This window comes from Arthrobacter sp. ISL-85 (genome assembly GCF_018613675.1).
In the GTDB taxonomy this organism is placed as follows: Bacteria; Actinomycetota; Actinomycetes; order Actinomycetales; family Micrococcaceae; genus Arthrobacter.
Window position 1 is genome coordinate 1 of sequence record NZ_JAGGPQ010000015.1, and the last position, 26,999, is coordinate 26,999.

At 67.6% G+C, this 26,999-nt stretch carries 22 protein-coding genes; 9 read left to right on the forward strand and 13 right to left on the reverse strand.

The window, feature by feature from the left end; translation table 11 throughout:
• Positions 1 to 65 precede the first annotated feature (65 nt).
• From J7I84_RS10985 to dut, 4 genes are all read right to left on the reverse strand, one after another.
• The gene (locus tag J7I84_RS10985; protein ID WP_214944419.1) at positions 66 to 836 is read right to left on the reverse strand and encodes a DUF3159 domain-containing protein; all 771 of its coding nucleotides are present in this window, start codon (positions 834 to 836) and stop codon (positions 66 to 68) included.
• Positions 833 to 1,084, reverse strand: a complete 252-nt coding sequence (locus J7I84_RS10990; RefSeq protein ID WP_311381125.1) for a hypothetical protein — start codon at positions 1,082 to 1,084, stop codon at positions 833 to 835. Before J7I84_RS10990 ends, J7I84_RS10985 begins: the two co-directional genes overlap by 4 nt.
• A 100-nt stretch (positions 1,085 to 1,184) precedes the next feature.
• Positions 1,185 to 1,898, reverse strand: coding sequence for a DUF3710 domain-containing protein (locus J7I84_RS10995; protein ID WP_214944423.1), 714 nt, complete (start codon positions 1,896 to 1,898; stop codon positions 1,185 to 1,187).
• Between the two features lie 109 nt (positions 1,899 to 2,007).
• On the reverse strand, positions 2,008 to 2,526 hold the full coding sequence (gene dut / locus J7I84_RS11000) for a dUTP diphosphatase (protein ID WP_214944424.1): 519 nt from the start codon (positions 2,524 to 2,526) through the stop codon (positions 2,008 to 2,010).
• A gap of 115 nt (positions 2,527 to 2,641) precedes the next feature.
• Between dut and J7I84_RS11005 the strand changes: the two genes are divergently transcribed.
• The 3 genes from J7I84_RS11005 to J7I84_RS11015 all read left to right on the forward strand — a co-directional run bounded on the left by J7I84_RS11005 (position 2,642) and on the right by J7I84_RS11015 (position 5,295).
• On the forward strand, positions 2,642 to 3,130 hold the full coding sequence (locus J7I84_RS11005; RefSeq protein WP_214944426.1) for a DUF3093 domain-containing protein: 489 nt from the start codon (positions 2,642 to 2,644) through the stop codon (positions 3,128 to 3,130).
• A 129-nt stretch (positions 3,131 to 3,259) separates the two neighbouring features.
• Positions 3,260 to 4,585: a septation protein SepH gene (gene sepH, locus J7I84_RS11010; RefSeq protein WP_214944428.1), complete on the forward strand. Its 1,326-nt coding sequence runs from the start codon at positions 3,260 to 3,262 to the stop codon at positions 4,583 to 4,585.
• Between the two features lie 125 nt (positions 4,586 to 4,710).
• Positions 4,711 to 5,295 carry a dihydrofolate reductase family protein gene (locus J7I84_RS11015; protein WP_214944430.1) on the forward strand — a complete coding sequence of 195 codons (585 nt, stop codon included), beginning with the start codon at positions 4,711 to 4,713 and terminating at the stop codon, positions 5,293 to 5,295.
• A gap of 77 nt (positions 5,296 to 5,372) precedes the next feature.
• Here the strand turns inward: J7I84_RS11015 and J7I84_RS11020 are convergent, their stop codons facing one another.
• Positions 5,373 to 6,875 (reverse strand): HNH endonuclease signature motif containing protein, encoded by a 1,503-nt coding sequence (locus J7I84_RS11020; RefSeq protein ID WP_214944432.1) that lies wholly within the window; start codon positions 6,873 to 6,875, stop codon positions 5,373 to 5,375.
• 299 nt (positions 6,876 to 7,174) lie between these two features.
• Here J7I84_RS11020 and J7I84_RS11025 point away from each other — a divergent pair, with 299 nt between their 5' ends.
• Positions 7,175 to 7,840: a TetR/AcrR family transcriptional regulator gene (locus tag J7I84_RS11025; protein ID WP_214944434.1), complete on the forward strand. Its 666-nt coding sequence runs from the start codon at positions 7,175 to 7,177 to the stop codon at positions 7,838 to 7,840.
• Between the two features lie 82 nt (positions 7,841 to 7,922).
• Complete coding sequence (locus tag J7I84_RS11030) at positions 7,923 to 8,201, forward strand: hypothetical protein (protein WP_214944436.1); 279 nt, start codon at positions 7,923 to 7,925, stop codon at positions 8,199 to 8,201.
• 142 nt (positions 8,202 to 8,343) lie between these two features.
• Here J7I84_RS11030 and J7I84_RS11035 read toward each other — a convergent pair whose 3' ends face one another.
• Genes J7I84_RS11035 through J7I84_RS11050 form a run of 4 tightly spaced genes read right to left on the reverse strand, consistent with a single transcriptional unit; the run spans position 8,344 to position 13,771 of the window.
• Positions 8,344 to 9,084: a thymidine kinase gene (locus J7I84_RS11035; RefSeq protein ID WP_214944438.1), complete on the reverse strand. Its 741-nt coding sequence runs from the start codon at positions 9,082 to 9,084 to the stop codon at positions 8,344 to 8,346.
• The gene (locus J7I84_RS11040; RefSeq protein WP_214944440.1) at positions 9,077 to 10,300 is read right to left on the reverse strand and encodes an alkaline phosphatase family protein; all 1,224 of its coding nucleotides are present in this window, start codon (positions 10,298 to 10,300) and stop codon (positions 9,077 to 9,079) included. Before J7I84_RS11040 ends, J7I84_RS11035 begins: the two co-directional genes overlap by 8 nt.
• 1 nt (position 10,301) lies before the next feature.
• On the reverse strand, positions 10,302 to 11,045 hold the full coding sequence (locus tag J7I84_RS11045) for a DUF5998 family protein (protein ID WP_214944442.1): 744 nt from the start codon (positions 11,043 to 11,045) through the stop codon (positions 10,302 to 10,304).
• 41 nt (positions 11,046 to 11,086) lie between these two features.
• Entirely contained in the window at positions 11,087 to 13,771 is a 2,685-nt protein-coding gene (locus tag J7I84_RS11050; protein ID WP_214944444.1) for a bifunctional GNAT family N-acetyltransferase/acetate--CoA ligase family protein, read from the reverse strand.
• 76 nt (positions 13,772 to 13,847) lie between these two features.
• Here J7I84_RS11050 and J7I84_RS11055 point away from each other — a divergent pair, with 76 nt between their 5' ends.
• Positions 13,848 to 16,367, forward strand: a complete 2,520-nt coding sequence (locus J7I84_RS11055; RefSeq protein WP_214944446.1) for a DNA topoisomerase (ATP-hydrolyzing) subunit A — start codon at positions 13,848 to 13,850, stop codon at positions 16,365 to 16,367.
• A gap of 79 nt (positions 16,368 to 16,446) precedes the next feature.
• Positions 16,447 to 16,965 (forward strand): DinB family protein, encoded by a 519-nt coding sequence (locus tag J7I84_RS11060; protein ID WP_214944448.1) that lies wholly within the window; start codon positions 16,447 to 16,449, stop codon positions 16,963 to 16,965.
• Positions 16,966 to 17,015: 50 nt separating this feature from the next.
• Here J7I84_RS11060 and cydD read toward each other — a convergent pair whose 3' ends face one another.
• The 3 genes from cydD to J7I84_RS11075 are packed head-to-tail and all read right to left on the reverse strand — an operon-like array spanning position 17,016 to position 23,169.
• Positions 17,016 to 20,474 carry a thiol reductant ABC exporter subunit CydD gene (gene cydD, locus J7I84_RS11065; protein ID WP_214944450.1) on the reverse strand — a complete coding sequence of 1,153 codons (3,459 nt, stop codon included), beginning with the start codon at positions 20,472 to 20,474 and terminating at the stop codon, positions 17,016 to 17,018.
• A gap of 1 nt (position 20,475) precedes the next feature.
• Positions 20,476 to 21,525, reverse strand: coding sequence for a cytochrome d ubiquinol oxidase subunit II (gene cydB / locus J7I84_RS11070; RefSeq protein WP_214944452.1), 1,050 nt, complete (start codon positions 21,523 to 21,525; stop codon positions 20,476 to 20,478).
• Between the two features lie 39 nt (positions 21,526 to 21,564).
• Entirely contained in the window at positions 21,565 to 23,169 is a 1,605-nt protein-coding gene (locus J7I84_RS11075; RefSeq protein ID WP_214944454.1) for a cytochrome ubiquinol oxidase subunit I, read from the reverse strand.
• 260 nt (positions 23,170 to 23,429) lie between these two features.
• Between J7I84_RS11075 and J7I84_RS11080 the strand changes: the two genes are divergently transcribed.
• Positions 23,430 to 23,813, forward strand: a complete 384-nt coding sequence (locus J7I84_RS11080) for a BlaI/MecI/CopY family transcriptional regulator (protein ID WP_214944456.1) — start codon at positions 23,430 to 23,432, stop codon at positions 23,811 to 23,813.
• Between the two features lie 6 nt (positions 23,814 to 23,819).
• Positions 23,820 to 24,812: a M56 family metallopeptidase gene (locus J7I84_RS11085; RefSeq protein ID WP_214944458.1), complete on the forward strand. Its 993-nt coding sequence runs from the start codon at positions 23,820 to 23,822 to the stop codon at positions 24,810 to 24,812.
• Between the two features lie 45 nt (positions 24,813 to 24,857).
• Here J7I84_RS11085 and J7I84_RS11090 read toward each other — a convergent pair whose 3' ends face one another.
• Positions 24,858 to 26,966 carry a type IIA DNA topoisomerase subunit B gene (locus J7I84_RS11090; protein WP_214944460.1) on the reverse strand — a complete coding sequence of 703 codons (2,109 nt, stop codon included), beginning with the start codon at positions 26,964 to 26,966 and terminating at the stop codon, positions 24,858 to 24,860.
• Between the last annotated feature and the right edge of the window lie 33 nt (positions 26,967 to 26,999).

Sequence of the window (26,999 nt, forward strand, 5' to 3'; positions counted from 1 at the left end):
CTCCTTCACCCATATCGTCTAGGCGGCTTGGTGCCAGGTGGTGGGGGTGTCAGGCCGCTTCGGCGTTAGTCCGTCTGGTCCGCGCCGGCTTCAGCTTCGGCCGGAGCCGGCCGCGTTACCAGCCAGGCCACCCAGACCCCAAGGATGTACAGCGGCGCGCCCATGATGAGGCGGGTGGTGGCGAGTGCGGCCAGGCCGTCGGTACCCATCAGGTAGAGGGGCACCTGGACGATGAGCCGGAGCGCCAGAACCGCCACGATGATCCACGTGCCCAGCCGGTAGGCCTTGACCCGGGCCGACTCCTTGCGCCACTCCACGCCCTCGTTCCGGATGAAGCCGAAGAGGAGGCCCGCCACGGGCCACTTGACCGCGATGGAGAGGACCATCGCCAGGATGTAGGCGCCGTTGGTGAAGAAACCGGGAAGGTAAAAGTCTTCCGCCTTGCCGGTGGTGTTGGCCAGCCAGGCGGAAATGCCGACGCCGACGATGCCGGCCAGCGCCTGGGTCAGGGGACGCCGCTGCACCAGCCGGACAACGGTGAACCCGGCTGCCGATGCCAGGGCGGCCATCAGGGACAGTGAGAGCTCGCGGGTGATGGTGAAGGCCACCAGGAACACGAGGCCGGGCACGATGCTCTCGGCGATGCCCTGCACTCCGCCCGCGCTCTTCAGCACGTCCACCCGTCCGTCGTGGGTGCGGTGGAGCCCGGCTTTGGCAGCATACTCGGCGGCGAGACCGGCAACCGGGGATGGACCTGCAGCCTGGGGTTTGCCCTGCTGCCCGTTCCTGCCGGGGTTCTCGGGGCCCGTGGGCTGTTCGGGAGGGTACGCGGTCATTCGTTCTCCTGGCGGGACAGAATCTCGTAGCGGGGATTGAAGATGGTGGGCATGTCCTTGCCGCGGGCCAGCATTCCCTCGACCCGGATTTCCGCACCTGCTTCGATGCCCGGTACGCGGCGGCGGCCCAGCCAGACGACGCGGAGCCGTGGGGGCCTGCCCTTTTGCGGACCCGCCGGACGCACGGCGTCGTCCTCCGAAACGATGGCGCTGAATTCTGCTGTCCGGTCAGCAGGAACAAACGTCACGGATTCAATGTGCCCCTGGCACAAGACGCGGCCACGGTCCGGAAGTTGGTCCAAGGGCGTGATTCCACGTAAGGAATGCGCAGGCCCATTCTGGCGGGACTCAGCCGATTTGGGTAATTTCGGGACCACGTTCGGGCTCCTCCAGGGTGGGCGCGGCGGGCGGAGGAGTTGCTGAAGCGTCCTTCGGGAGCCGCAGCTGCAGAAGGTCGCGCGGGGGCATGGGGCTGTCGCCGCGGACCACGACGACCTGGCGGAACAGGGCCTCAAGCGGTTCGGCGGCCGGGCGTTCCAGCGCCGCGGGTCCACCCAGGACCCCGCGCAGGAACCAGCGGGGGCCATCGACGCCGATGAAGCGGGCCACACGGTAGCCCTGGCTGCCGTCGGGGAGCCCGGCGGGCAGCTTGGCCACCAGTTCGGTGCCGAAGGCACCTTCCACCTCTTCAACCTGGCCGCCCTGCGCACCGACCGACTGCCCGATCTGTTCCCGGATCTCGTCCCACAGCGTCTCTGTCTTCGGAGCGGCGAAGGCCTGCAGCTGGAGGCTGGAGCCGTTCAGGTCCAGGGTCACTGCCACCACCCGCTGCGTTGCCTCTTCCACTTCGAGACGGAGCTGAAGGCCCTCGCTCGGTGTGATCAGCAGGGCGCCGAGGTCCACGAAGCCGTCACGGCTGCTGATCTCTGCCTCGTCGAAGGGGCCGTCCTGGCGGCGGGCGGCGGTGCCCGGTTCGCCTTCTCCGGCCTCCGCGATCGTCAGCTCGTCGGCCGGCTGCGCCGGCTCTTCGTTCTTTGCTTTCCTGCCAAGCCCAAAGACCATGGGTGACTCCTTAATCCTGAAAATGTGCCAGTTCTAAAGTGGTGCCGGCGGGAACCGTGGAAGTCCCGTCGTCGTGCGTTGCTGGCGCGGCAGCGGGTGCGTCCCTGGGTCAGGCTTCGGGAACGTTGAAACCGCCCGTGGAGCCGAAGCCGCCCGTGCCGCGCACGGAACCGCTCAATTCGCTGACAGGAATGAACTGGGCGTACTCCACCCGCTGGATGACCATTTGGGCAATTCTATCGCCGCGCCGCAGCTCTATTGGCTGGGATGAGTCAGTGTTCAGCAGGGTTACCGAGATCTCGCCCCGGTAGCCCGCGTCCACGGTGCCGGGAGCGTTGACGATGGTGAGGCCGTGCTTGGTGGCCAGGCCGGAGCGGGGGTGGATCAGCGCCACGAATCCGTCAGGAAGTGCAATGGCGACGCCGGTGGGCACCAGTTTGCGCTCCCCCGGCAGCAGGACCACGTCCTCGCGGGCACGGAGATCTGCGCCCGCGTCGCCAGGATGCGCGTAAGACGGCGCTTCCAGCTCCGGATCCAGCATTTTCAACTGGACCTGCAGGGTGGGGGCCACAGGGGCGGGTGATGCTGGGTCCGGGACAAGGCCTACCGTGGCGGGATGATCAGTCACAGTCACTCACTCTAACCCGCGCCCCCGAATCGGTGCTAAGTAGCCTGGGCCAAGGGGGCCGCCGCAAGGCTGGCTTCAAGGTGAAATAGCGGACCAAAGGTGGAAAGCTGGGGCTATGCCCGAATCAAGCTCGCCCGCGTCCGTTCCAAGTACGCCCTCCACCGGGGCCCCCGTTGTTTATCGGGAGAAGCTATGGCCCAACGCCTGGATCTGGGTTATCGCAGCCGGTGTCTCGGCAGCTGGAATCCTGGTGTTTGCACCAATCAGCATGACGGCAGGCTACATCGCGGCGCTGGTGCTCCTGGCCATCATCACGGTCCTCCTTATCCTTTCCACTCCGGCCATCACCGTCACGGCGGACGCCCTCACTGTTGGTAGGGCCACCATCGAACGCCGCTTTGTGGGCGGAGTGCAGCAATTTACTTCCGGCGAGGCCACAGCGGAGCGCGGCACGCGGCTGAACGGACTGGCCTACCTGTGCATCCGCGGCTGGATCGATCCCGTGGTAAAAATCGAGATCACCGACCCCGCGGACCGCACCCCGTACTGGCTGGCCTCAACCCGTCATCCGGAGCGGCTGGCGGCGGCCCTGGGCCGGCGCTGACGTTGCCGGCATACCCCTTTCGGGCCCGGATCCAGCGGAAAATCACGGCGCGCCCTGCTTCTTGAGCCAATTCGGCGCTGCTGGGTGGCAGAGTTTCGCTTGATAGTAATGCCAGGGTGGAGGATTTGTATGCAGGATCTACGGCTTGTAGGCGTGCACGACGACGGGACGCATCTCCTGTTGAGCGGGGCCGGCGGCGAGATGTTCCAGCTGCCAATCGACGAGGCCCTTAGGACGGCCAGCCGTTCCACGGCCAAAGCACGGACGGAGCGGCCTGCCGTTCCCATGTCTCCCAGGGATATCCAGGCGCGGATCCGTGCCGGTGCTACCGCTGCCGACGTCGCGGAGTTGTCCGGGATGCCCCTGGCCAAGGTGGAGCGCTACGAAGGCCCAGTCCTGGCGGAGCGCGAGTACGTTGCGCAGCAGGCCCGGAAGGTTGAAGTCGCGGCGCCCTCCCCCGGCCACGACGTCTACCGGTCCGCGTTCGGCGATAACCCGGCAACGCTGGACGACATGGTGGCCCATCGTCTTTCCGCGCACGGCATCGACCCCGGCACGGTGGAATGGGACTCGTGGCGGCGCCAGGACGGCACATGGACTGTCTCGGCAAGCTTTGAGGCCAAGCCCGGCGGGACCTCCGGAATTGGGGAAGAACCGCCAGCGCTCTGGACATTCAGCCCCGGACGCAAGTCACTGCAGAACACCAACCGCTGGGCACAGCAGCTGAGCGAACTCGAACCGCTGGACGGTCCCGTTCCCGCGCGCCGACTCACGGCGGTCTCAGACCGCCCGTTCGATTTTGAGACAGATGCGGACTCCTCCAAGGCATCCCCCGGGGGCCAGGCAAGTGCCACACAGGACTCCGGCAAGGAATCCGACGGTCTTCTGGACATGCTCCGGTCACGGCGCGGCCAGCGGCTGGGCGTGGATGAGGATTCGGACGACGCCCTGGCCCTGCTGCTGGCACATGGGGTCCCGGCCGCCCACCCGCGGCCTTCCGAGGTGATGGCGGAATCTGAACCGGAAGACACCGAACCGCAGGACGGCCAGCCGGAAGCACCGGCAGCCCACCAGGGGGACTCCTTCGTCCGGCGCAGGGACGCAAGGCCGTCCATGCTGTCGAGGCTGAGCCTGATTCCGCCGCACCGGGACGCCCACGATGACGCCTTGCGGCTGCACGACGGCGTCAGCACCGATACCCGGGAAATCACCATTGCAGCGTCCCCGCAAAAGCCCTCCGCCTCCACGCCTGGTGCGGGCTCCGGCACGTCGGGCGGAGCCGGGTTGGATGAGCTGTTGGGCAGCAATCCCCGCCGCCCGGCATCCAAGCAAAACGATGCGTCCCCCTCAACCGGACAGCTGCCTGAGACGGAGTCACCGGAACGGCCTGCACGGCCTAAGCGTTCCAGCGTCCCGTCCTGGGATGAGATCGTTTTCGGCACGCGAAGCGACTAGAAGCGCCTTCTTCCTTCGCTCGGGGGGCGTTGCTGCCTTCCCCTGCATGCTAGTATCGCCGCACTCGATCGGTCAGAAGCTGCAATCACCCCGGGAGGTTTGCTGTGCCGAACACCACCTGCCACATGTCGATGTCTTTGGACGGCTTCGTCGCCGGGCCTGACCAGAGCCGCGAGAACCCGCTCGGCAAACGGGGACTTGAACTGCACGGCTGGCACATCGGCGATCCCCGCGCCAACGAGGCCAACGGGATTGCGGCTGAGTGGCTCATGCGCCCGCGGGGGGCGTATGTGATGGGCCGCAACATGTTTGGCCCCGTCCGCGGCGATTGGGATGAGGAATGGAACGGGTGGTGGGGCCAGGAACCCCCGTACCACGCGCCGGTTTTCGTCCTGACCCATTACCCGCATGACCCGATCCAGATGGAGGGCGGGACAACCTTCCACTTTGTCACTGATGGCTTCGATGCCGCCTATGCTGCTGCGGTCCGCGCTGCAGGCGACAAAGGCGTGGACATCGCCGGCGGTGCTTCGACCGTCCGCCAAGCACTGGCCGCCGGCGTGGTTGACGAGCTCACGCTCGACATCGCTCCGGTGCTGCTTGGTTCAGGTGAACGGATTTTTGACGGGATCCAATCCTTCGGCTTCGAACCCGTTGAGGTGCTCCACTCGCCATTGGCCACCCATATCCGCTACCGCCGGGTGGACTGACAGCCAGCTGACGGCCGGATGTCGACACATTCAGCACGCACCGCCAGGCGGAAGAGGGCGGACCGCTTTTTGTACTGTCACGAGGCGAGCTGCTGAACGAGGGCTGCCTCGAGCAGACTTGGTTGTTCGAGGAGTTTCCATTCTTGGCGCACGCTTCCGCCCTCGGAACGGTTTCCTTCTTCAGGTTGGCTCCGTTCACCGGGCAGCACTCCCTCGGGCCATTGGGGCGGTTCCCAGTCCTGGTGTTCGCTCGCGTAGTGCCGGCCTGATGGCGAGATCCAACCCGGCGGTTCATTCTTCGTGGCCAGGGTGGGTCTCCAGCCCGTGGTGTGTCTGAGTTTGTGGTGTTTCGGGCAGGGCTGTCCCAGGTTCGAGATGCCTGTTGTGCCACCTTTGGCCCAGGCGAGGATGTGGTCGGCGTCGTTGTCCAGCGAGTTGTTGCTGCAACCCGGAAACGGGCACTTACCGTCCCGCATCCGCAGCCAGGCCCGCATCGGCCCGGTCACCCGGTAACTCGACCGCCCGATCTCCAACGGCGCCCCGTCCCGCGGATCCACCAACACCCGGTAAAACGATCCTGCACCGCCCGCCACCAGGTCCCTAGCCATCGAGGCCGGGATGGGGCCGTACCCATCCAGCATCGCCGGCTCATCTGCCAGGCCAAGCAGGGAAATCACCGGGACCGTGACCAAAACCTGCGCCCGGATCGGCGACGATTGGAAACCTGTTCCTTCCAGGATCCCGGCGGCGGTGTCGCCGGTGTCCGTGGCACCGCTGCCAAGAACCGCGTCGGCGAAGATGTCGGCCCGCAACTGCGGCATGCCGCGGCACTCCTCCGGTCCCTGCATGGCACGCGAAATAGCCGTGAGCCGGTTCCACCCGGCAAGGGCCTGGGCAGCGGGCAGGTACGCCGACAGCCACGCCATCCCGTCCTGGTCCGGCCGGTACTCCACCCGCCGGTCAGCGACCCCCTTCGCGTGCCGGGCTTCAACGCTCTCGGCATGGTGGCGCTCCCGCCAGGTCCGGGCCTTGGCCTTGAACCGGTGCGCCGGCATCTGCCCCACCGGGCACCCCCGGGCCGGGTCCGGTGCGTCCGGGTCCAGGAAATGGGCTTCCAACGCCGCCGCCCCCGCCGCGTCAAGGCTCATTGTTTCATCGGCCATCACCACCGCATGGCTCCAGGACAGAACCCCGGCCTGCAACGCCGCCAGGGTCCGCGGCAACGTCCGTGTGACTGCATAGGAGGTGGCCAGAAACGACGACGCGGCCCGCGGCCCCAAAGCCAGGACGCACCCGATCTCCGCAGCGACCGCCATCTCCTGCGCCCGCACCGGCACATCCGGCCCGGCAACAGCATCGGCACTGTCCGCGTACCCCACCGCAGCCTTCGCTTTCAGAGCCGCGAACCCGGCTTCCACCTCCCGGGCACCGGCGAGAATGTCCAGGCAACCATCCACCAAACCAGCCAACGGATCAGCCCCCGAAAACGGCACCGACCCAGAACCGTCCACCTCAGCATTCAACACAGCAAGGGCAACACGGATATCCCCGAACGCCTTCACCGCCGCCGCTTTCCCCATAGACCCATCATCGTGGGAGGGTCTGACATTCACGCCGCGATCATCTCCCGTCTCTCAGTCAGCGGTCGGGTCACGAAGGGCGCGGGCGGCAACCAAGGCCGTGTGCCACTATGCCGCGCCGAGCTGGACCTGCGATCCTCACACACCTGGCCGGCCGTACCTCTCCTACACCGAGACGACTTCCTGGACCTGCACGGCCCAGACCAGGGAACCTACCCCCCCCCCCGCCGGCAGCGCTCGTACCGGCATCACGGCGCCGTACAGACCGGTCAGTCTGGTCTTGGTGTAGTGTCTAGCTGGTGACCGAACTCGCTCTTTGCTCTTTAGCTGACCCCGCGGACCCCTCTTTCCCTCCGCAGAAGGCTCAGGCCGGCGCGCGGGACCGCATATTGGCCGCCGCGTACGAGTTGTTCGCCCAGCGGGGCATCCGCGATGTCGGCATAGCTGAGCTGATTTCACGCGCTGAGGTCGCCAAGGCCACGTTCTACGCACACTTCGCCTCCAAAGATGAACTAGTGCTTGCCTTCCTGGAACACTGCCACCAGGACCTGACCGTCGAGGCGATCATCGCCGAATGCAGAAGAAGCTCCAATGACCCGACCAGCCAGTTGCTCATCATTTTCGATGTCCTGGACGGGTGGTTCCGCCAGGACGGCTTTCAGGCCTGCGCCTTTGTGAGCACCATGCTGGAAATGGGTCCCGCGCATCCACTGGGGCAGGCCTCCATCAGCTATCTGGCACAGGTGCGGGCCTTCATGCAGGCCCTGGCAGAGGAGGCCGGCCTCTCCCAGCCAGACGTGTTTGCCCGGTCCTGCCACATCCTCACAAAGGGCTCCATCATCTCCGCGGTGGAAGGAGACAAAGAGGCAGCCGTGTTGGCCAAACGCATGGCCGTTTCCCTCATCCGGGACCACGGCGGCAGTCCCGGCCTGGTCGCCAGCGCCACTCACGCCGGCACGACATAGATTCTGACTGCGTAGGCGGCTGTAGAAAGCCGCGGCAGGGGTATCAACAGCTTCCAAGCGTCGAGGAAAGCAGGAAACAGAGATGGAAACCTCCGACTACACCCGTTTTATCCAGAACTGCATCGCCGCAGACACGGCAAGAGATCAGGGGCTCACCGAAGACCAGCTGTACGGGGTGTACCTCAGCTGGTGCCACCTCGGACAGCGGCCGGCTGCATCTTACGAGTCGTTCCAGTCTGCGATGTCCAAGCTGGGTCTATCCAGGCGCCAGGACAATCACTGCTACATCTGGCCCAAGCTCCGAATGACTGGCCCTGCGGCCGTGGACTACATCCTCACCAGTCAACCCAGCCTGCTCTGACGGGCACGCCGGAGCGGAATCTCCCCTTCGCCGATGGCCCGCATTCACCGTTCTTCTTGCCCTGACGGGGGTGGGCCGGCTTCTGGTCCTTCCCCTCCGTGCAGCTGTTCGGCGTTCGCAATAGCGGCACGCCGCTCACAGGTCAGGCCTCGCTGCCTGTCCCCCGGCTTTCCCCGGGTCCACCGGAGCCGTGCCACAGGCAGGCATCCACCTCGAACGGCAGCAGTTGGTCCTGCTGTGCCATCAACGAGGCGCCGTGCGCCGTTACCCGCCGCATGAAGTGGCGCCGGCACAGCGTCTCGTACCCCACCACGGGAACGTGCCCGGCCTCCGGGACAGGAGCCTCGGCCACCATGTCCACGTCGCCCACCACCACCTGCGCACCCTCGGTGACCATGACGCCGTCTACCGTCCTGGCATTGTGCGTGGCCCGGCGCCCGCACCAGCACAGGGCCTCGACCTGGAGCACCTGCACCCGGTCCGCGAGTTCGATCAGGCGCTGTGAGCCGGGAAACAGCCGGGTGCGAAAGTCGGCGGTGATGCCGAACGCGAAGACGTCGACGTCGATTTCATCCACCACCTTGGCCAACTGCTCCACCTGTTCGGGGGTGTAGAACTGGGCTTCGTCGCAGATCAGGTAGTCAACACGCTGGCCCCGGGTGCGGCGGAGCATGACTTCCTCCCAGAAATCCGTGCCGTCCAGCACCTCCACCGCGTCCGTCTCCAAGCCCAGCCGGCTGGAGATCCTGGACTCACCGGCACGGTCGTTGCGGCTGAACCGCACCCCGCCCCGGCCGCGGACCCGGTGGTTGTAGTCCATCTGCAGGGCCAGAGTGGACTTTCCGCAGTCCATGGTGCCGGAGAAGAAGATGAGCTCAGCCACGCCGGCGGTTCCTTCCTTCGGCCGTAAAACACAGCAGCGGGACCTCACGCTCGGCCTTGCTCAGCGAGCCATGCTGGCCCACCACCTCCATGGCAGTTGGCCGCATGCGCCGGCCATCGTAAAGCGCGACGGCGTCACGCGCCGCGATCATGACGTCGCCTATCCTGCGTTCAACAGCCGGCCGGACGTCACCAAAAAGTCCGCCGGCAAGGGCCTCGCCGCGGGTGAAGGCCCAGATGCGGTCACCGAACCGCCCCTTCCAGGCGGCCACCAGCCGCTCCCGGCCAGCGTCCGTCAGGTGGGACTCTTCCAGGTAGAGGTGCACCATCCGCGGTTCACCTGCAGTATGGCGGACGCCCGCCACCAGGGCAGGGTCCGTGGAAAAATCGATCCGCTGCGGTTCGGCCACGTCCAGCATCCCGTGGTCTGCCGTGAGCAGGATGGTGGTGCCGGCGGGAAGGCCGGAGTTAAGCCGCTTGACCGTGGCATCGAGCTCTTCCAGCTGGTGCTCCCACTGCTCGGAGCGGCAGCCGTGGCGGTGGCCGGCCTTGTCGAGGTCGTTGACGTAGAAGTACATCAGGGACGGGCCGGAGGCTGCCATGGCGTCGGCAGCGGCCGCAGTCCGGGCATGGGCCGTTGCCCCCGGGATGAACCTGCCGCCCCGCAGTGCGGCCCGGGTCATGGGAGAGCCGTCGAACTGGGCGAGGCTGACGGTGCTGACGTCCACCTGGTGGGCGATCCGCTCAAACACTGTGGGGAATGGCTGCCAGGCGGACGGGTCGACGCCGGGATCCCAGTTCCCCAGCAGGTTGACCACCTTGTCCTGGTCCGGGTCCAGGACGTCGTACCCCACCATGCCGTGCTGACCGGCAGGGAGCCCGGTCCCGAAGCTGGACAGTGCCGCAGCCGTGGTGGAAGGGAAGGCGGAGTCCAGCCACACGGGAACATCACCCTGCCCGGCCTGCTGCACCGAACGCAGGAAGGGCGTGTGCGCGGATTTCTGCTTGAGGAGGTTCCGGCCCAGCCCGTCCGCAAGTACCACGCAGACCCTTGACGCAGCCGGGAGTCCCAGGGTGTTGCTGAATCCTTCCACGCCAAGGCTGGCAGCTGCGCTGGTCAGGACCTCAGCGATGGAACGGTGCCCGTAAGCGGGGGCGGGCGGAAGGTCGGGAGTGCGTCCGGGGGCTTGTGCGGCGTGGGGGCGGTCTTCCGGCATCTCAGCGCTGCTGGTGCCCGCGGCTGAGCCTGTTGCCGAACACTCCCGAGCGCGGCCTCGGCGCCATGGACTGGGCGTGGGATACGGCGGCAGCGGAACCGGTGTTGACCGCCCGCAGGGCCCTGGCAAACAGTTTCGCGTCCTGCACGGCCTGGAGCCCGTCCGCCTCGGCGCTGATACGGAGCACAATGTCCTCCTGCGCGATGGTTCCGGTGTAGCCATGGTCGGCCTCGCACTGCGGATCGCCGCAGCTGGCGGGGCCCATATCCAAGCGCTGGCCGCCGGACCACGCGATGGACAGCGTCAGTTCCCGGACGGGGTCCGAGGGCTTGTAGTTCTGCGGCTGCGCGTACATGTAGCTGAGCACCACGGACCTGATCTGGGCCACGGGAACGGACTCGGTGGAGATCTGGGCGACGGTCTGCTCCCCTGCCTCGTCCAGCTGCTGGTCGTCCACGTGCGTGATGACCAGCATGTCCGCTGTCAGGACCAGGACGGTGATGTGGCGCCGCACCTCTGCCCGGTCGAAGTGGGTTTCCAGGTGCACCAGGTGGGCCACGCAGTCCCTGCCGTCCAGTGCATCGTCAACGACGTCCGACACTAGGCGCGGGTAGAACCCTGCCTTCTGCAGCGCGTCCTCCAGGCTTTGGCCCTGGGCTCCGTGATTGTGTGAGCTGTGCTGTCGGACTGCCTGGTTTTCATTGCCGGGCGTTTCGGGCGCCGACGCGGGAGGCTGGAAGCTCATGCCCCCATTTTCACAGATCGTCCTGCCACTTGCTAACCGGCTCAGCCCCGCATGGCCCTGCGGGCACTGTCCGTGCGCTGCGCCGCGTTGCCGATCCGCACGTCAGCGGCGAGGATGGTGGCCGCCGCGGTACCGCACAGGACCGGGTTGAACTCCACCAGAGCGATCTCCGGATGGTTGTCCTTCATGAAGGCGAGCCTGCCGGCGAGGTCCTCCAGGGCCTCCACGTCAACTGCAGGCAGGCCCTGGTAGCCGAAGAGCTTCCGGGACGCCCGGGGCGCCCGGATGAAATCATGGACGTCCGCCGCGGAGAGCGGGGGAACCCGGTGCGACCAGTCGTCCAGGAGGTTGACGGCGTCGCCGGCGAGGCCGAACGAAATGACCGGACCCAGCAACGGATCCTCAATGGCCCGGAACGTGCAGGCCTGCCCCACCGGCGCCATGGCCTGGACTTCGAGCGCCGGGTCCCCGTAGGCGGCGAGCGCGCGCCGCATCTGCAGCACGTTCAGGCGCAGCGATTCGGCGTCCTCGATGCCAAGCCGCACACCGCCTAGGTCCAGCCGGTGGCGCAGGGTAGGCTCGGTGGTTTTCAACACCACCGGCCAGCCGAGTGAGTCGGCGGCTGCAACCGCTTCATCGGGCGTGGTGAACGGTGCCGAAGGCAGGACGGAGATCCCGTAATGACCCAGCAGGGAAGCGGTTGCCGCCGGGTCCAGCTGCTTGAGCTGTTCGCCCGTGACATCGTGCAGCAGGTCGTCGAGCTCAGCCGCCGCCTGCCGGGGGTCGCAGCCTGCAGGTTCCAGGAAGTGCCCCTGGTCGCGGGCGGCCCATTCCGCGTACCGGACCACAGCGGCGAGGGCGGCCACGGCGGCGCCGGGGCTGGAGAAACAGGGGACGGTGCAGCCGTCCGTGCCCACCAGGCCTTCCACGTGGATGGCGGGGTCCAGGATCCCGGTGAAAGCCGCCACCACCGGCTTCCCTGCGCTTACTGAGCACTCCGCAAGGACCTGCGCCACCGCGTCGGCGGTCAGCCCGCGGGCCGGCAACAGTGCGGCGACGGCTGCGTGCACGGCGTCCGAGGCCAGTGCCTCAAGGAGGGCCGTCCGCAGGGCGGGGAGGGCCACCGACTGGCCGGCGTCCAGGTCGAGCCCGGAAACCACCTGCGCCACGCCCAGCCCATGCGCTGCGGCACTGTCCGCCACCACGTTGCCCAGCGCCTGGGAGTTGCTGAAAATGGCGACGTCGGGCCCGGCAGGCAGCTGCTGGCCTGACACCACCTGGGCCACGTCCACGAGCTGTTCAACGGTTTCGACGCGGATCACCCCGGACTGGCGCAGCATGGCGTCCAGCGCCCCCGCCGGCGCCTGCGTGGTCCGAACGGCGTGGCCGGGTGGCAGGCGCAGCCCCATCGTGTCGGATTTGGCAACGATGACCGGCTTGGTGCGGGCCAGCCGCCGTGCGATGCGGGAGAACTTGCGCGGGTTGCCGATCGATTCGAGGTAAAGGCCCACGGCGGAGGTATCGGCGTCGTCCTCCCAGTACTGCATCATGTCGTTGCCGGAGACATCAGCCCTGTTGCCGGCTGAGAGGAGGCTGGAGACACCCAGCCGGCGGCGGCTGGAGGCGGCGTAAAGCGAGACGCCGATGGCCGCCGACTGGCTGAACAGGCCCAGGCTGCCGCGCAGCGGCATGGTGGGCGCCATGGAGGCGTTCAGTGACACGTCCGGGTGGGTGTTGGCGATGCCCAGCGACGCCGGCCCGATCACCCGCATCCCGTTGGCCCGGGCCTGGCGCACCAGGGCGCGCTGCCGCAGCAGGCCGCGTTCGCCGTCGTCCGCGAAGCCTGCGGAGGCGACCACCACGCCCTTGACGCCCGCCGCCGCGCATTCTTCCACCACGCCGGCGACTTCCTCGTAGGGCACGGCGATGATGGCCAGCTGGACGGGCTCGGGTACCTCTGAGAGCTTGCCGTAGGACATCATGCCTGCCAGCTCCAGCGCTTCCGGGTTGATGGCGTACACGGGGCCGTGGAAACCGCCTTCGATGATGTGTTCGAGCAGCTGGTACCCCACGGTCCCCCACTTGCGGCTGGCACCGATCACGGCAACGGACGACGGCGCCAGCAGCTCCCGGACGCTCCTCGCCTCCGCGCGGTGCTCGCGGGATTCCATCACGGCACGGGATTTTTCGGTGGGGTCGACGTTGAACTCCAGGCTGACGACGCCGTCGTCGAAGTGGCGCTTGACGTCGTAGCCGGCGTCGGAGAAGACCATCAGCATCTTGCGGTTTTCCGGCAGGACCTCCGCGGTGAACTTCCGGATGCCGTTTTCGTGCGCTGCGGCCGCAAGGTGCTCCAGCAGGATGGAGCCGATTCCCCTCCCCTGGTGGGCGTCGGCGATGTTGAAGGCGACCTCGGCCTCCGTGGGATCGGTGAGGCGGTCGTAGCGTCCGATGCCGATGATTTCGCCGTGGATGGTGATCACGAACGCTACCCGGTCCTTGTAGTCCACCTCGGTGAAGCGCTTGAGCTCCTTGGCGGACAACCTGGCCTTGAACGCGAAGAAGCGCATGTAGATTGAATTCTGCGACTGCCCGGTATGGAAGGCCTGGACGGCGTCCGCGTCCGACGGGTGGATGGGCCGCAGGTGTGCTGTCCCGCCGTCACGCAGGACGACATCGGCTTCCCAATGTTCCGGATATTCGCCGTCCCCGGGCTGATCCACCATAGGCTTAGCCTAGCCAAAAACTATCGCAGCACACCCTAAGGCTGCGCAGTAACCGCAGAAGGATTCACCACACCCCATGGCCCGCCGGCAAAGTTCAAAACCCATCGTGGACGACAGCTACACGGAAAACATCGTCGATATCGATGTGACGTCCGAAATGCAGGGCTCCTTCCTGGAGTACGCGTACTCGGTGATCTACTCCAGGGCCCTCCCCGACGCACGCGACGGGCTCAAGCCGGTTCAGCGCCGCATCCTGTACATGATGAGCGACATGGGCCTGCGCCCGGACCGCGGCCACGTCAAGAGCGCCCGTGTGGTGGGCGAGGTCATGGGCAAGCTGCACCCGCACGGTGACGCCGCCATCTACGACGCCATGGTGCGCATGGCGCAGGACTTTTCGCTGCGCCTTCCGCTGATTGACGGGCACGGCAACTTCGGCTCGCTCGACGACGGCCCTGCGGCACCGCGGTACACCGAGGCCCGGCTGGCGGCGGCCGCACTCACCCTGACCAACCACCTGGATGAAGACGTGGTGGATTTCGTCCCCAACTACGACAACCAGCTGACCCAGCCGGATGTCCTGCCCGCCGCCTTCCCCAACCTGCTGGTCAACGGCGCCACCGGCATCGCCGTCGGCATGGCCACCAACATGGCCCCGCACAACCTGGTGGAGGTCATCTCCGCGGCCCGGCACGTGATCGCGAACCCGGATGCCACCCTCGATGACCTCATGCGCTTCGTCCCGGGCCCGGACCTGCCCAGTGGCGGCCGGATCGTAGGCCTGGACGGCATCCGGGACGCGTACGCCACCGGCCGCGGATCCTTCAAGACCCGCGCCAAGGTGGAGGTGGAACAGCTCTCCGCGCGCCGCACCGGCGTGGTGGTCACCGAACTGCCGTACATGGTGGGCCCGGAGAAGGTGATCGAGAAGATTAAGGATGCCGTCAACGCCAAGAAGCTGACGGGCATCAGCGACATAGTGGACCTGACGGACCGCAAGCACGGGCTGCGGCTGGTCATTGAACTCAAGAACGGCTTCAACCCGAACGCGGTCCTCCAGCAGCTCTACCGGTACACGCCGATGGAGGACTCCTTCGGCATCAACAACGTCACCCTGGTGGACGGCCAGCCGCAGACGCTGGGGCTGGTGGAGTTGCTCTCCGTCTACGTCAACCACCGGATCAACGTGGTCCGCCGCCGGACCGTCTACCGGCTTGGGAAGAAGAAGGACCGCCTCCACTTGGTGGAGGGCCTGCTCATCGCCATCGTGGACATCGACGAGGTCATCCAGATCATCCGGTCCTCGGACGAGGCCGCGGCAGCCCGCGAGCGCCTGATGTCCATCTATGACCTCACCGAGGTCCAGGCCAACTACATCCTTGAGCTGCGCCTGCGCCAGCTCACCAAGTACTCCCGGATCGAACTGGAGAAAGAGCAGGACGAGCTTCGCCGCGAGATCGCGGAGCTGCAGGCCATCCTGGACTCCGAGGAACTGCTCCGCACCGTTGTCTCCGACGAGCTCGCCGCGATAGCGGAGGAACACGGCACCCCGCGCCGCACCGTGCTGCTGGAGTCCGAGGCCGTGTCCCCCACCGTAGCGGCTGCCGAACTCGCGGGGGCCAACGGCAAAAAGGGCAAGGCCGCGCCGCTGTCCCTGGAGATTGCGGACGACCCGTGCTGGGCCATCCTCACCGCCTCCGGGCAGGTGGCACGCACCAGCAACCAGGAGCCGCTGGCCGAGGCAGGCCCGCGCAGCAAGCACGACGTCTACGCCTCGGTGGTGAAGACGTCAGCCCGCGGCGAAATCGCGGCCGTCACCTCACAGGGCCGCATGCTCCGGCTGCAGGTCATGGACATGCCGGTGCTTGCGCCGATGGCCGGGCTGCCCAACCTGGCCGGAGGCGTCCCGGCCAGGGAATTCCTCACCCTGGTGAAGGGTGAGTCCCTGGTGGCTTTCGTGCGGCTGGACGAGGTCCTGGCCATCGGCACGGCCCAGGGCGTGGTGAAGCGCGTCCAGCCGGATTACCCCCTGAACCGCGAAGATTGGGAAGTCATCACCCTCAAGGACAAGGACTTCGTGGTGGGCGTGGCTCCGGCCGGTGCCGACGACGCCGAACTGGTGTTCCTCACCCGGGAGGCCCAGTTACTGAAGTTCCCCGCCGCCGTCGTCCGTCCCCAGGGGCGCACTGCCGGGGGCATGGCGGGGATCAAACTGGCCGCGGGTGACCAGGCGATCTTCTTCGGTGCCGTCCAGCCCAAGGATGAGTCCGCCGTCGTGGTGACCATCGCCGGCACCAACGGCGCCCTCCCCGGGACGGCCCCGGGCACTGCCAAGGTCACGGCCTTCTCCGAGTACCCGGCCAAGGGACGTGCCACCGCGGGGGTCCGGGCGCACCGGTTCCTCAAGGGCGAGGACATGCTGCTGCTCGCCTGGGCAGGGCATGGGCCGGCCAAGGCTTCCTCCGCCGCCGGAGTGGCGCGGTCGCTCCCCCAGGAGCACGGCCGCCGCGACGGCTCGGGCGTCCCGCTCTCCCAGGCCGTGGAAGCCGTGGGGCCGGCCATGGCGTGGCCGGACGCACCGCCGGCAGAGGACTAACGCGCCGCCGGCGGAGGACTGACGTGGCGGCGCGGCCTGAAGCGCTGCTGCGCTCCACCGCACGCCTTAGACTGCTCCCATGCCTATCGTTCCTGATGCCAAGGACTGGACCTGGGTCCTCTCGCGCCCCTGCCCGGAATGCTCCTTCGACGCTTCCTCCGCCACGCCGGCCACGGTTCCCGGGAGCATCGAAAGCATGATTCCCCGCTGGCTGGCCGTCCTCCGCCGGCCGGACGCGGCGCAGCGCCCCGACGACCAGACATGGTCGGCGCTCGAGTACGCATGCCACGTGCGGGACGTCTTCTCCCTATTCAACCAGCGGCTGAACCTGATGCTCGTGGAAGATGCCGCCCGCTTCGCGGACTGGGACCAGGACCTGACAGCCGTAGAGGAGGACTACGCGAATGCGGACCCGTCCGTGGTGGGCCCGGAACTGGCGGCGGAAGGACACGAGGCCGCAGAGTCCTTCGCCGGCGTCCCCGAAGATGACTGGGGACGCAAGGGGCTGCGCAGCAACGGCTCGGAGTTCACCGTCCTGACGCTCGCCCAGTATTTCCTGCACGACGTGGTCCACCACCTGCACGACGTCGACGGCTGACGCTGGGCCCCTTGCCCCCCGTGCGTGGCGGCGAGGCCGCAGTAACGGGCTTAGCGGGACGGCGCCAGGGATCCCCGGGGCTGTCCGGCGGAGGCCGAAAGCTCCAGCCGGGCATCACCGGGGTGGATGTCAGCGGGGTTGTGCGTCACCAGCACCACGGTGCGGTCCCGTAGTCCCGCGCGCAGGTCCGCCAGCATGGCGGCCGCTGATTCCGCATCCAGGTGGGCGGTGGGCTCATCCAGCAGGATGACTTCCGCACCGGTCAACAGGGTCCGCGCCACGGCCAGGCGCTGGCGCTCGCCGCCGCTCAGGAAGGCGCCGCCCGGACCGATCCGGGTGTCCAGCCCCGACGGCAGCCGGCCCACCAGCGCGGAAAGTCCGACGGCGGCCAGGACGGCCTCCAGCTCGTCGTCCATAACCGGCGGTGCGCCGTTTGCTGCCGGCCGTCCCAGCAACAGGTTTCCCCTGATGGTGGAATCGAACAGGTGCGCCTCCTGCGGGCACCACGCAGCCCGGCCAGTAACCTTCACCTGGCCGGCCGCGGGCGGCAGGAAGCCCAGCAGCACGGAGAGCAGCGTGGATTTCCCGGAACCGGACGGTCCGGTGACCGCCAGCCAGCGCCCGGGAGCTGCCACGGCATCCACGCCCGAGAAGACCGCGGAGCCGCCCGGCCAGGCCGCGGCCAGGTCCACGAGCTCAACGCCTGGCGCGCCGCCGGCCCTACGCGGAACGGGCTGCAGGCCATCGCCGGCTTCGCTGGCCCCCTCAAGGGCCCCCGACTCCCCCACCCGGCGCATGACGGAACGCAGCGCAGGGAACTGGCGCACCGCCGTCGTCATCGCTGCGTAGGGTTCCACCAGCGCGAGCAGCAGGAGGACCACCACGGCCGCCGTTTCCGGGGCTACCTGGGTTGTGAGAACCCCGGGGCCCGCCAGCCACGCGGCCGCCAATGCAGCCGTACCGCAAGCCGCGGTAGCCACTGCATGGCCAAGCCCATCCGCCCAGGCGGAGCGCTGCGACGCACGGGTGGCCTCCCGGTCCTCCGCCAGCAGTGCATCAAGCACGCGGGGCGCAACGCCGTTTGCGTGCAGTTCGGCCCGGGCATCGAGGGCAGCGGCTACCCGACGCAGGACGCCGGAGCGCAGGGACTGCTCGGCGGCGGCGGATTTGCGGTCACCGAACAAGGCAGCGGCAGGAGCCAGCATTAGGCCGCCGATGGCCGCGCCGGCCACGGCTGGAAGGGCGGCAGGCACCAGGATGCCGGTAGCGGCCACGGCCAGGACGGACACGGCAACGGCCGTGACGGGCGGCAGGACTACGCGGGGCAGGAGGTCGCGGATGGTGTCGACGTCGTCGATTACCGTGCCCAGCACGTTGCCGCCCTGCAGGAGCCGGCGCAGTGACAGCGCCCTGCGGCTCAGTGACTCCCAGAGCCGGCCGCGGAGGCGGGTGAGTGCGGCGAACACGGCGTCGTGCAGCAGCAGCCGCTCCCAGTAGCGGAACACCCCCCGGCCAATGCCGAAGAACCGGACGCCGACGATGGCGGTCAGGAGGTACAGGATGGGCGGCTGCTCGCTGGCGCGGATAATGAGCCAGCCGGAAAGGCCGGAAAGCGCGACGGCGAAGACGGCCGCCAGGGTGCCGACGAAGGCCGCGGCCGCGAACTTGCCCCGGACCGGTGCCAGGAGTGCGGCCAGGAGCCGGCAGGCTCCGGGGGTGGCCTGCCCGGGCTTGCCCACGGGGAGGTCACCTGCTTCGTCCGTGAAAGCGCTGCCGACGTCGGCGTCCCCCTCTGCTGCACGGCTTCCTGTTGAGCCGGCGGGCAGCAACGCGGGACGGCCGCGCAGGTCGGCGGGGGCGCCGCCGTCCTGTTTCGCTTCAGCGGTGACCCGGGCTGCCGGCGAAACCGGAACCAGCAGGTCCGCGAGCTGCCGGGTGCGCTGGTTGTGGGCCACCAGGATCACGGTGACCTGGCCGCGGAGCCGGCGGATGGCGTCCTCGACGATGACCGCGGACGCGTCGTCCAGGTGTGCGGTGGGCTCGTCGAGCAGCAGGAGGGTGGCACCGGCGTCGATTTTGGCAAGGCCGCGGGCCAGTGCCACGCGGCGCAGCTCGCCCGGGCTCAGCTCCGCCTGGTGCTTTGCTGCCAGGTGCCCGGCTCCGGCGCGTTCCAGGCAGCGGCGGGCAGCCGCTTCAGCTGTGAACCTGTCGGGACCGTGGCTGGGGTCCGGTGAGAGGTACAGCAGCACCTCGTCCAGGACGGTCCCGGCCACCATGACGGGGTGCTGCGGCACCCAGGCCACGGCGCTTCGGTCCAGGCCGCTGATGGATCCGGTAATGCTGGTCCCTGCGCCGCCCGTTCCGCCGCCGTGGCCGATGGTCCCCGCCAGGACGCCCAGCACGGTACTCTTGCCGGCGCCGCTGGGGCCATCCAGGGCGGTGATCCTGTCCTGCGGTGCGGTGAACGAAAGGGGTCCGACGGCGGCTCCGGACCGTCCGGCGTATGTCACGGAGAGTCCGGTGACCTCAAGCGGGGCGCCCGGCCTGCCGGCCTTGGCCGCGGGCAGGGGTGTTGCCTCGGGGGCTCCGGTCACGGCGGCTGTTTCGGCGAGCGCCACCCTGCCGTCGTCGCTGGCGTGGTGGGCGGTGCCCAGCTCCCGCAGCGGAAGGTAGCAGTCCGGGGCAAGGAGGAGCGCCAGCAGCCCGGCTTCCAGCGGCATGTCGCCGTGGACCAGCCGGACGCCGATGAAGACGGCCACCACGGCCACTGAAATGGTGGCGATCAGTTCCAGGGCCAGCGCCGACAGGAAAGCGGTCCGCAGGGCGCCCATGGTGCGGGAGCGGTACTCCTCGGAGATCTCCTCCAGGGCCTTGCGCTGGGCGGTGGCACGTCCCAGCCCCACCAGGACCGGCAGTCCCTTGGCGAGTTCCAGCATGTGCGCCGACAGCCGTGCCAGCGAGGCCTGGGCCTGGCGAACGCTGTCCTCGGTGTACCGGCCAATCAATGCCATGAACACCGGGATCAGCGGCACCGTCAGCACGATGACCAGTGCGCTGACCCAGTCCGCGAAGAGGATCCGGGCCCCCAGCAGCAGCGGAACGGCGGCGCAGTTGACCAGCGCGGGAAGGAACTGGGTGTAGTAGCTGTCCAGGGCGTCCAGGCCGCGGGTCGCAAGGACCGCCAGGCCGCCGTCGCCCGGGCCGGCGCCGCGCACGCCGGTGCGCAGGGCCCGCTGCAGGAGCTCGGCCCGGAGCTCTTCCTTGACGCCCAGTGCCGCACGGCGCGCGGCGACTGCCTGTCCCCAGACCGTCAGGGAGCGGAGGACGACGCCGGCCAGGCCTGCCGCGATCTGCTGCGCCCAGGCAGGGTCCCCGGCAACGAGGCCGGCAAGGACGGAGGCCACCGCTTGGCCGATGAGGACCAGGGACAGGGCCTTGAGCGCAGCGAGCAGGCCCAGCCAGTAGATTGCGGACCGGGTTGCGGGGCCGGCGGGAAAGGTGGGCCGCATGTCAGCCCTTGGTGGTGAACGCCTTGGCGGCCACGGCCGGGAGGAAGCTGTGGGCTGCCGGGATATGGGCGGCGCTGACGCGGCGGCGGAACACCCAGTAGGTCCAGGCCTGGTAGGCGATCACCAGTGGAAGCCCAAACGCCGCCACGATGCTCATCAGCCCCAGGGTGTAGTCCGAGGAGGAGGCGTTGGAGATGGTGAGGTCAAAGGCCCTGTCCAGCGTGGAGGGAAGCACCACTGGGAACACGGCCCCGAAAATGGATGTCGTGCCCAGGACCAGGAAGGCACCCAGGGCCAGGAAGGCCCTGCCTTCGGAACCGCCCCGGGCCAGCAGCCAGGCAGTGACGGCGGCACCGACGGCCAGGATGACGGCGGCCCAGGTCCAGGGCTTGCCTTCCATGAACTGGATGGCGAGGGCCCACGAAGCGATCGGGAGGAGCAGGACCGGCAGGAGGCGCACGAACCACTGGCGTGCCCGGTGCCGGACTTCCCCGTCCGTCTTGAGGGCCAGGAAGGCCAGAGCGTGGAGCAGCGAGAAACCCACCACCGCGATCCCCCCGAGCAGGGCGTAGCCGCTGAACCAGGCCAGGGGGCCGCCTTCGCGGTCACCGTTGGCGTTCAGCGGGAGGCCGGTGGTGGTGAGGGCCAGGGCGGCACCTACGCCGAAGGCGGCGAAGAAGGAACCCAGGGCGATGGCCCAGTCCCACCGGTTCCGCCAGCTGTCGGTGTCCACCTTGCCGCGGTATTCGAACGCCACGGCGCGGAAGATCAGGGCCAGCAGGACCACCAGCAGGGGCAGGTAGAGCGCGGAGAACAAGGACGCGTACCAGAGCGGGAAGGCAGCGAAGGTGGCGCCGCCGGCGGTCAGCAGCCACACCTCGTTGCCGTCCCAGACGGGTCCGATGGTGTTCAACAGGACGCGGCGCTCGGTGTTGTTGCGCGCGAAGAGCTTCATCAGCATCCCGACGCCGAGGTCGAAGCCCTCCAGGAAGAGGTAGCCGGTCCACAGCACCGCGATGGCGATGAACCAAATGGTGGGAAGCAGTTCCATTGTGTGTTTCCTCTGCTCGGTCTTTGGAACCGGATGCGGTTAGTAGGCGAAGGCCAGGACGTCGTCGGCCGGTTTAGTGTCCCCGTTGCCGCCGGCGCCGGGCGTTTCATCCTCGTTCTCGTCCGCCGGTGCGTGGCCCAGCTCCGGCATGGCGGACACCACGCCGCCGCGGATGTACGTGACCAGCAGTTTCACTTCCACCACCAGGAGGACGGCGTATACGGCTGTCAGGGCAACCAGCGAGGTGATCAACTCCCCTGCGGAAACACCCGGCGACACGGCGGCAGCGGTGAACATGAACACCTGGTCAATGCCGCTGGGATCAGGGTTGGGGGCCACCACGAACGGCTGGCGGCCCATCTCGGTAAAGATCCAGCCGGCGGCGTTGGCCCCGAAGGGGGCCAGGATGCCGAAGACTGCCAGGCGCATGAGCCACCTTGCCTCCGGTACGGTCCCCTTGCGGGTGAGCCAGAGGGCCACGAGTGCGGCGAGGGCGGCGAGGCCGCCGAAGCCGATCATCATCCGGAAGCCCCAGTAGGTGACCTCCATGACGGGCACGTACTGGATTTCCTGGCCGGCGCGCTCGCCGTAGATGGGGTTGTCCGGCAGGTGGGTTCCGTAGTTGGCCTTGTACTCGGGCAGCAGGCTGTTGACGCCCTGGACCTCGGTGGTGAAGTCCCCCTTGGCCAGGAAGGACAGGATGCCCGGAACTTCGATCACGGCCACTACGTCGTCGCAGTTCTTGGATCCCACGTTGCCGATGCTCAGGACCGAGAAGCCCGTGCCGTCGTGGCAGGCCGCCTCGGCCGCGGCCATCTTCATGGGCTGCTGCTGGAACATCAGCTTGCCCTGCAGGTCGCCGGTGACGGCGGTGCCGGCGAAGGAGATCATGGCCACCACGGCGCCGATGCGCAGGGACCGGATCCACACCTTGTGGTCGGCACGGTCGCGGCCGGGGATCCGGGCGTCTTCCCCGGGGATGACCCGGCCGTCGGCACCTACTGTGTCAACGCCGTCGTGCCGCCTCCGCCACAGGTGGTACCAGGCGATGCCCAGGAGGAAGCCGCCGGCCACTGCGAGGGCGCCGAACAGGGTGTGCGGGACGGCCACGAGGGCCGTGTTGTTGGTGAAGACGGCCCAGGCGTCGGTCATGACGGGCCGGCCGTTGATCATTTCGACCCCCACCGGGTGTTGCATCCAGCTGTTGGCCACGATGATGAAGTAGGCCGAAAGCGCCGATCCAATGACGGCCACCCAGAGGCAGGCGAGGTGGATGGCGGGCTTGAGCTGCTTCCAGCCGAAGATCCACAGGCCCAGGAAGGTGGACTCGACAAAGAAAGCGAGGAGGGCCTCGAGGGCCAGCGGCGCACCGAAGACATCACCCACGAAGCGGCTGTACTCGCTCCAGGCCATACCGAACTGGAACTCCTGCACGATGCCGGTGGCGACGCCCATGATGAAGTTGATGAGGAAGAGCTTTCCCCAGAACTTTGTCATGCGCAGGTACTCGGGCTTGCCGGTGCGGTACCAGGCCGTCTGGATAACGGCCACTACGAGGCCCAGGCCGATGGTCAGGGGCACCATCATGAAGTGGTACACCGTGGTGATACCAAATTGCCAGCGTGCGATTTCCAAGGCGTCCATGGCAGTCCCAACTGTGAGCAAATGCAGTTTTCTACGCTTCGTAGAACTATAACTTCTACACAGTGTAGAACATGGTCGGCGGGGGACGAAAACCGATCACCCTCCCCCAGGATCGCGCACTGGGCCGCGGGGCGCCACATGTTCTACCCCATGTAGAAGCTTCGGCGGTTTCGGGGTAAATTTAGTTCTGTAGTTGAACGACAGCACGAGGTCACCGGGCGCGCCAGGGCGTACGGTGCGGGGAAATAAAGGAATGTGAAATGGCTAGTCTTGGTGAACTGGAACGGTCAGTGATGGACCTGCTCTGGGCGGGCCAGGAAGCGGCTACGGCCAATACCCTGAGGGACCAGCTGGCCCGAACGTCGGCGGCACGGGGCGGACCGGGCCACGAAGGCAAGGAACTGGCCGTCACTACGGTGCTCACCGTCCTCTCCCGCCTGGAGAAGAAAGGGCTGGTGGAACGCGAACGCGGCACCCGCCCGCACCGCTACCAGGCAGTGTCCAGCCGTGCAGACCACACCGCCGAACTCATGCATGAGGTCCTTGGTTCAGCCCCGGACCGCGAGGCCGTCCTGGCCCGCTTCATTGGGTCTGTCTCCGAAGGTGAAGCCGAGACGCTGCGCAAACTGCTGGGCCACCTCTAACACACCATGTTCTGGGCCTCGTACCTGCTGGCGGTCCTTGCGATCATCCTTGCCTGGCCCGTGCCAATACTTCTGTCTCGGGCGCAGTGGCCGGCCAGGTCGCCCTTCACGGCAATGCTGTTGTGGCAGGCAATCGCGCTTGCAGGTGGACTGTCCATGATCGGCGCCATGCTGGTCTACGGCCTGGAACCTGTCGGCGACAACCTCATCGCGGGACTGCGCGCCCTTGCCGGGATGGTGCTTTTCAATGCGCCCACCACCGCGCTGGGGTTCTGGCATATCTTCGCGCTGTCCACTGCCGCCCTGCTCACGGCCCACCTGGTCTTCACGCTGCTGCTGACGTACTACAAGATCCAGCGGCAGCGGCGCCGGCACCGCGAACTGCTCGCGCTCCTGGCTTCGCCTTCCGGCCAGAACGCCGGAACGCTCGTCATCAGCCACGACTCCCCTGTCGCCTACTGCCTTCCGGGCGGCGCCCGCTCCGTGACCGTCCTGTCGGACGGCCTGATGGCGGCGCTCGAACCGGCCGAACTGCGTGCCGTCCTCATCCATGAGAACGCCCACCTGAGCCAGCGGCACCACCTGCTGCTTTGGGCCTTCGCAGCCTGGCGGCAGGCCCTTCCCTGGCTGCCCACCACGCGTTTGGCGCAGGAGTCGGTCAACTCGCTGATCGAGATGCTGGCCGACGACGTCGCCCTCCGGACCGAGAGCAAAGCCACCCTCATCAAGGCCATCGCCATCGTGGCAAGCGGTTCAGCGGGGGGTGCCGGCGCCGGTGATGTCCGGCCTTCCTCGCCTACCCTGGCCCTCTCCGGACTTGAAGCGGCATCAGGCGGACCCGGCTCGGACGCCGTCCGTACCGCAGCTTCGCGGGTCAGCCGCCTCCTGACTCCCCAGCCCCCGCTTCCTGCCGCCGTCCGCAGTGCGGTCATGGCCGGCTGCGTCCTGCTGCTTGCACTGCCCACCGCGCTGCTGGTGGTTCCCGGGCTCCTCGGCTGACGCCGCCCGGGGCGGCGCCAGCCACGGCCCGACGCCCGCCGGGCATCAGGCGTCGATGCGTTCCCGGTCCAGGCTGGACGCGCCGGCGATGATGAAGTCCTTGCGCGGAGACACATCCGAGCCCATCAGCAGGTCGAAAATTTCTTCCGCCTGCTGCGCATTTTCGATTCCCACTTTGCGCAGCGTGCGGTGCCGCGGGTCCATGGTGGTTTCGGCCAACTGCTCGGCATCCATCTCCCCCAGGCCCTTGTACCGCTGGATGGGTTCCTTGTACCGCTTGCCTTCCTTGGCCAGGCGGGCCAGCAGCACGTGAAGTTCGGCCTCCGAGTAGGTGTAAATCATCTCGTTGGCCTTCTGGCCGGCGTTGATGACCTCCACCCGGTGCAGCGGCGGAACCGCGGCAAACACCCTTCCCTCCAGGATCATGGGCCGCATGTAGCGGAAGAACAGCGTCAGCAGCAGCGTCCGGATGTGGGCACCGTCCACGTCGGCGTCGGTCATGAGGATCACCTTGCCGTAGCGGGCGGCACTGATGTCGAAGCTGCGGCCGGAGCCTGCACCCACCACCTGGATGAGGGCCGCGCACTCGGCGTTGGAGAGCATGTCCCCCACCGATGCCTTCTGGACGTTGAGGATCTTGCCGCGGATGGGCAGCAGGGCCTGGAAGTCCGAGGAGCGGGCCAGCTTGGCCGTACCCAGCGCCGAGTCGCCTTCCACGATGAACAGTTCCGAACGTTCGACGTCGTCCGTCCGGCAGTCAGCGAGCTTGGTGGGCATCGAGGAGGTTTCCAGCGCGTTCTTGCGCCGCTGGGTCTCCTTGTGCACGCGGGCCGAGATGCGGGACTTCATCTCGTTGACGATCTTTTCCAGCAGCAGCGCGGACTGCGCTTTGTCGTTCCGGTTGCTGGCCGACAGCTTGGCGGAGATCTCCTTCTCCACCACCTTGGCCACGATCGCGCGGACCGCACTGGTGCCGAGGATCTCCTTGGTCTGGCCTTCGAACTGTGGCTCCGCGAGCCGGACGGTCAGCACTGCAGTCAGTCCGGCGAAGATGTCGTCCTTTTCGATCTTGTCATTGCCGGCCTTGAGCTTGCGGGCATTGGCCTCCACCGCTTTGCGGAAGGTCTTGATCAGTGCCTGTTCGAAGCCTGACTGGTGGGTACCCCCCTTTGGCGTGGCGATGATGTTCACGAAGCTCCGCACCGTGCTGTCATAGCCGATCCCCCAGCGGAGCGCCACGTCCACCTCGCAGTCACGCTCAACCTCGGCCAGCTGGCTGTGCCCCCGTTCGTCCAGGACCGGCACCGTCTCCTTGAACTTCCCTGACCCATGCAGCCGCCAGACGTCAGTGACCGCCGGATCGGCAGCAAGGAACTCGACGAATTCGGAAATGCCGCCGTCGTGGTGGAACACCTCTTCGTGCGGGCCGGCTTCGCCCGGGGTCCCGGGGACCTTGCGCTCGTCACGCACCGTGAGCTTAAGGCCGGGCACCAGGAAGGAGGTCTGGCGTGCACGGGCAACCAGGTCCTCGTAGGAGAACTTGGCGTCGGAGGTGAAGATCTGCCGGTCCGCCCAGTAGCGGATCCTGGTGCCGGTGACACCGCGCTTGGCCTTGCCCACCACGTCGAGGACAGAGTCGTTGACGAACGGCGTGAACGGCGCTGCCGGATCCAGCCTGGAACCAGTGTCCTTGAAGCGGCCGGGTTCACCCCGTCGGAAGGACATCTTGTACGTCTTTCCGCCGCGGTCCACCTCTACGTCCAGGCGGGAGGACAGTGCGTTCACCACGGAGGCGCCCACACCATGGAGTCCGCCGGAGGCGGTGTAGGAGCCGCCGCCGAACTTACCGCCGGCGTGCAGCTTCGTGAAGACCACCTCGACGCCGGTGAGTCCCGTCTTGGGCTCCTTGTCGACGGGGATGCCGCGGCCGTCGTCGTGGATCTCCACGGAGTTGTCCGCATGGAGGATGATGCGGATGTCGTGGCCGAACCCGGCCAGGGCCTCGTCCACGGAGTTGTCGATGATTTCCCAGAGGCAGTGCATGAGGCCGCGCGAGTCGGTTGAGCCGATGTACATGCCCGGGCGCTTGCGGACGGCTTCGAGGCCTTCCAGGACGGAGAGGTGCCGGGCGGTGTACTCAGAGCTTGGTGCCACGGGTGATGAACTCCTTCAGGGACGTCAATGCGG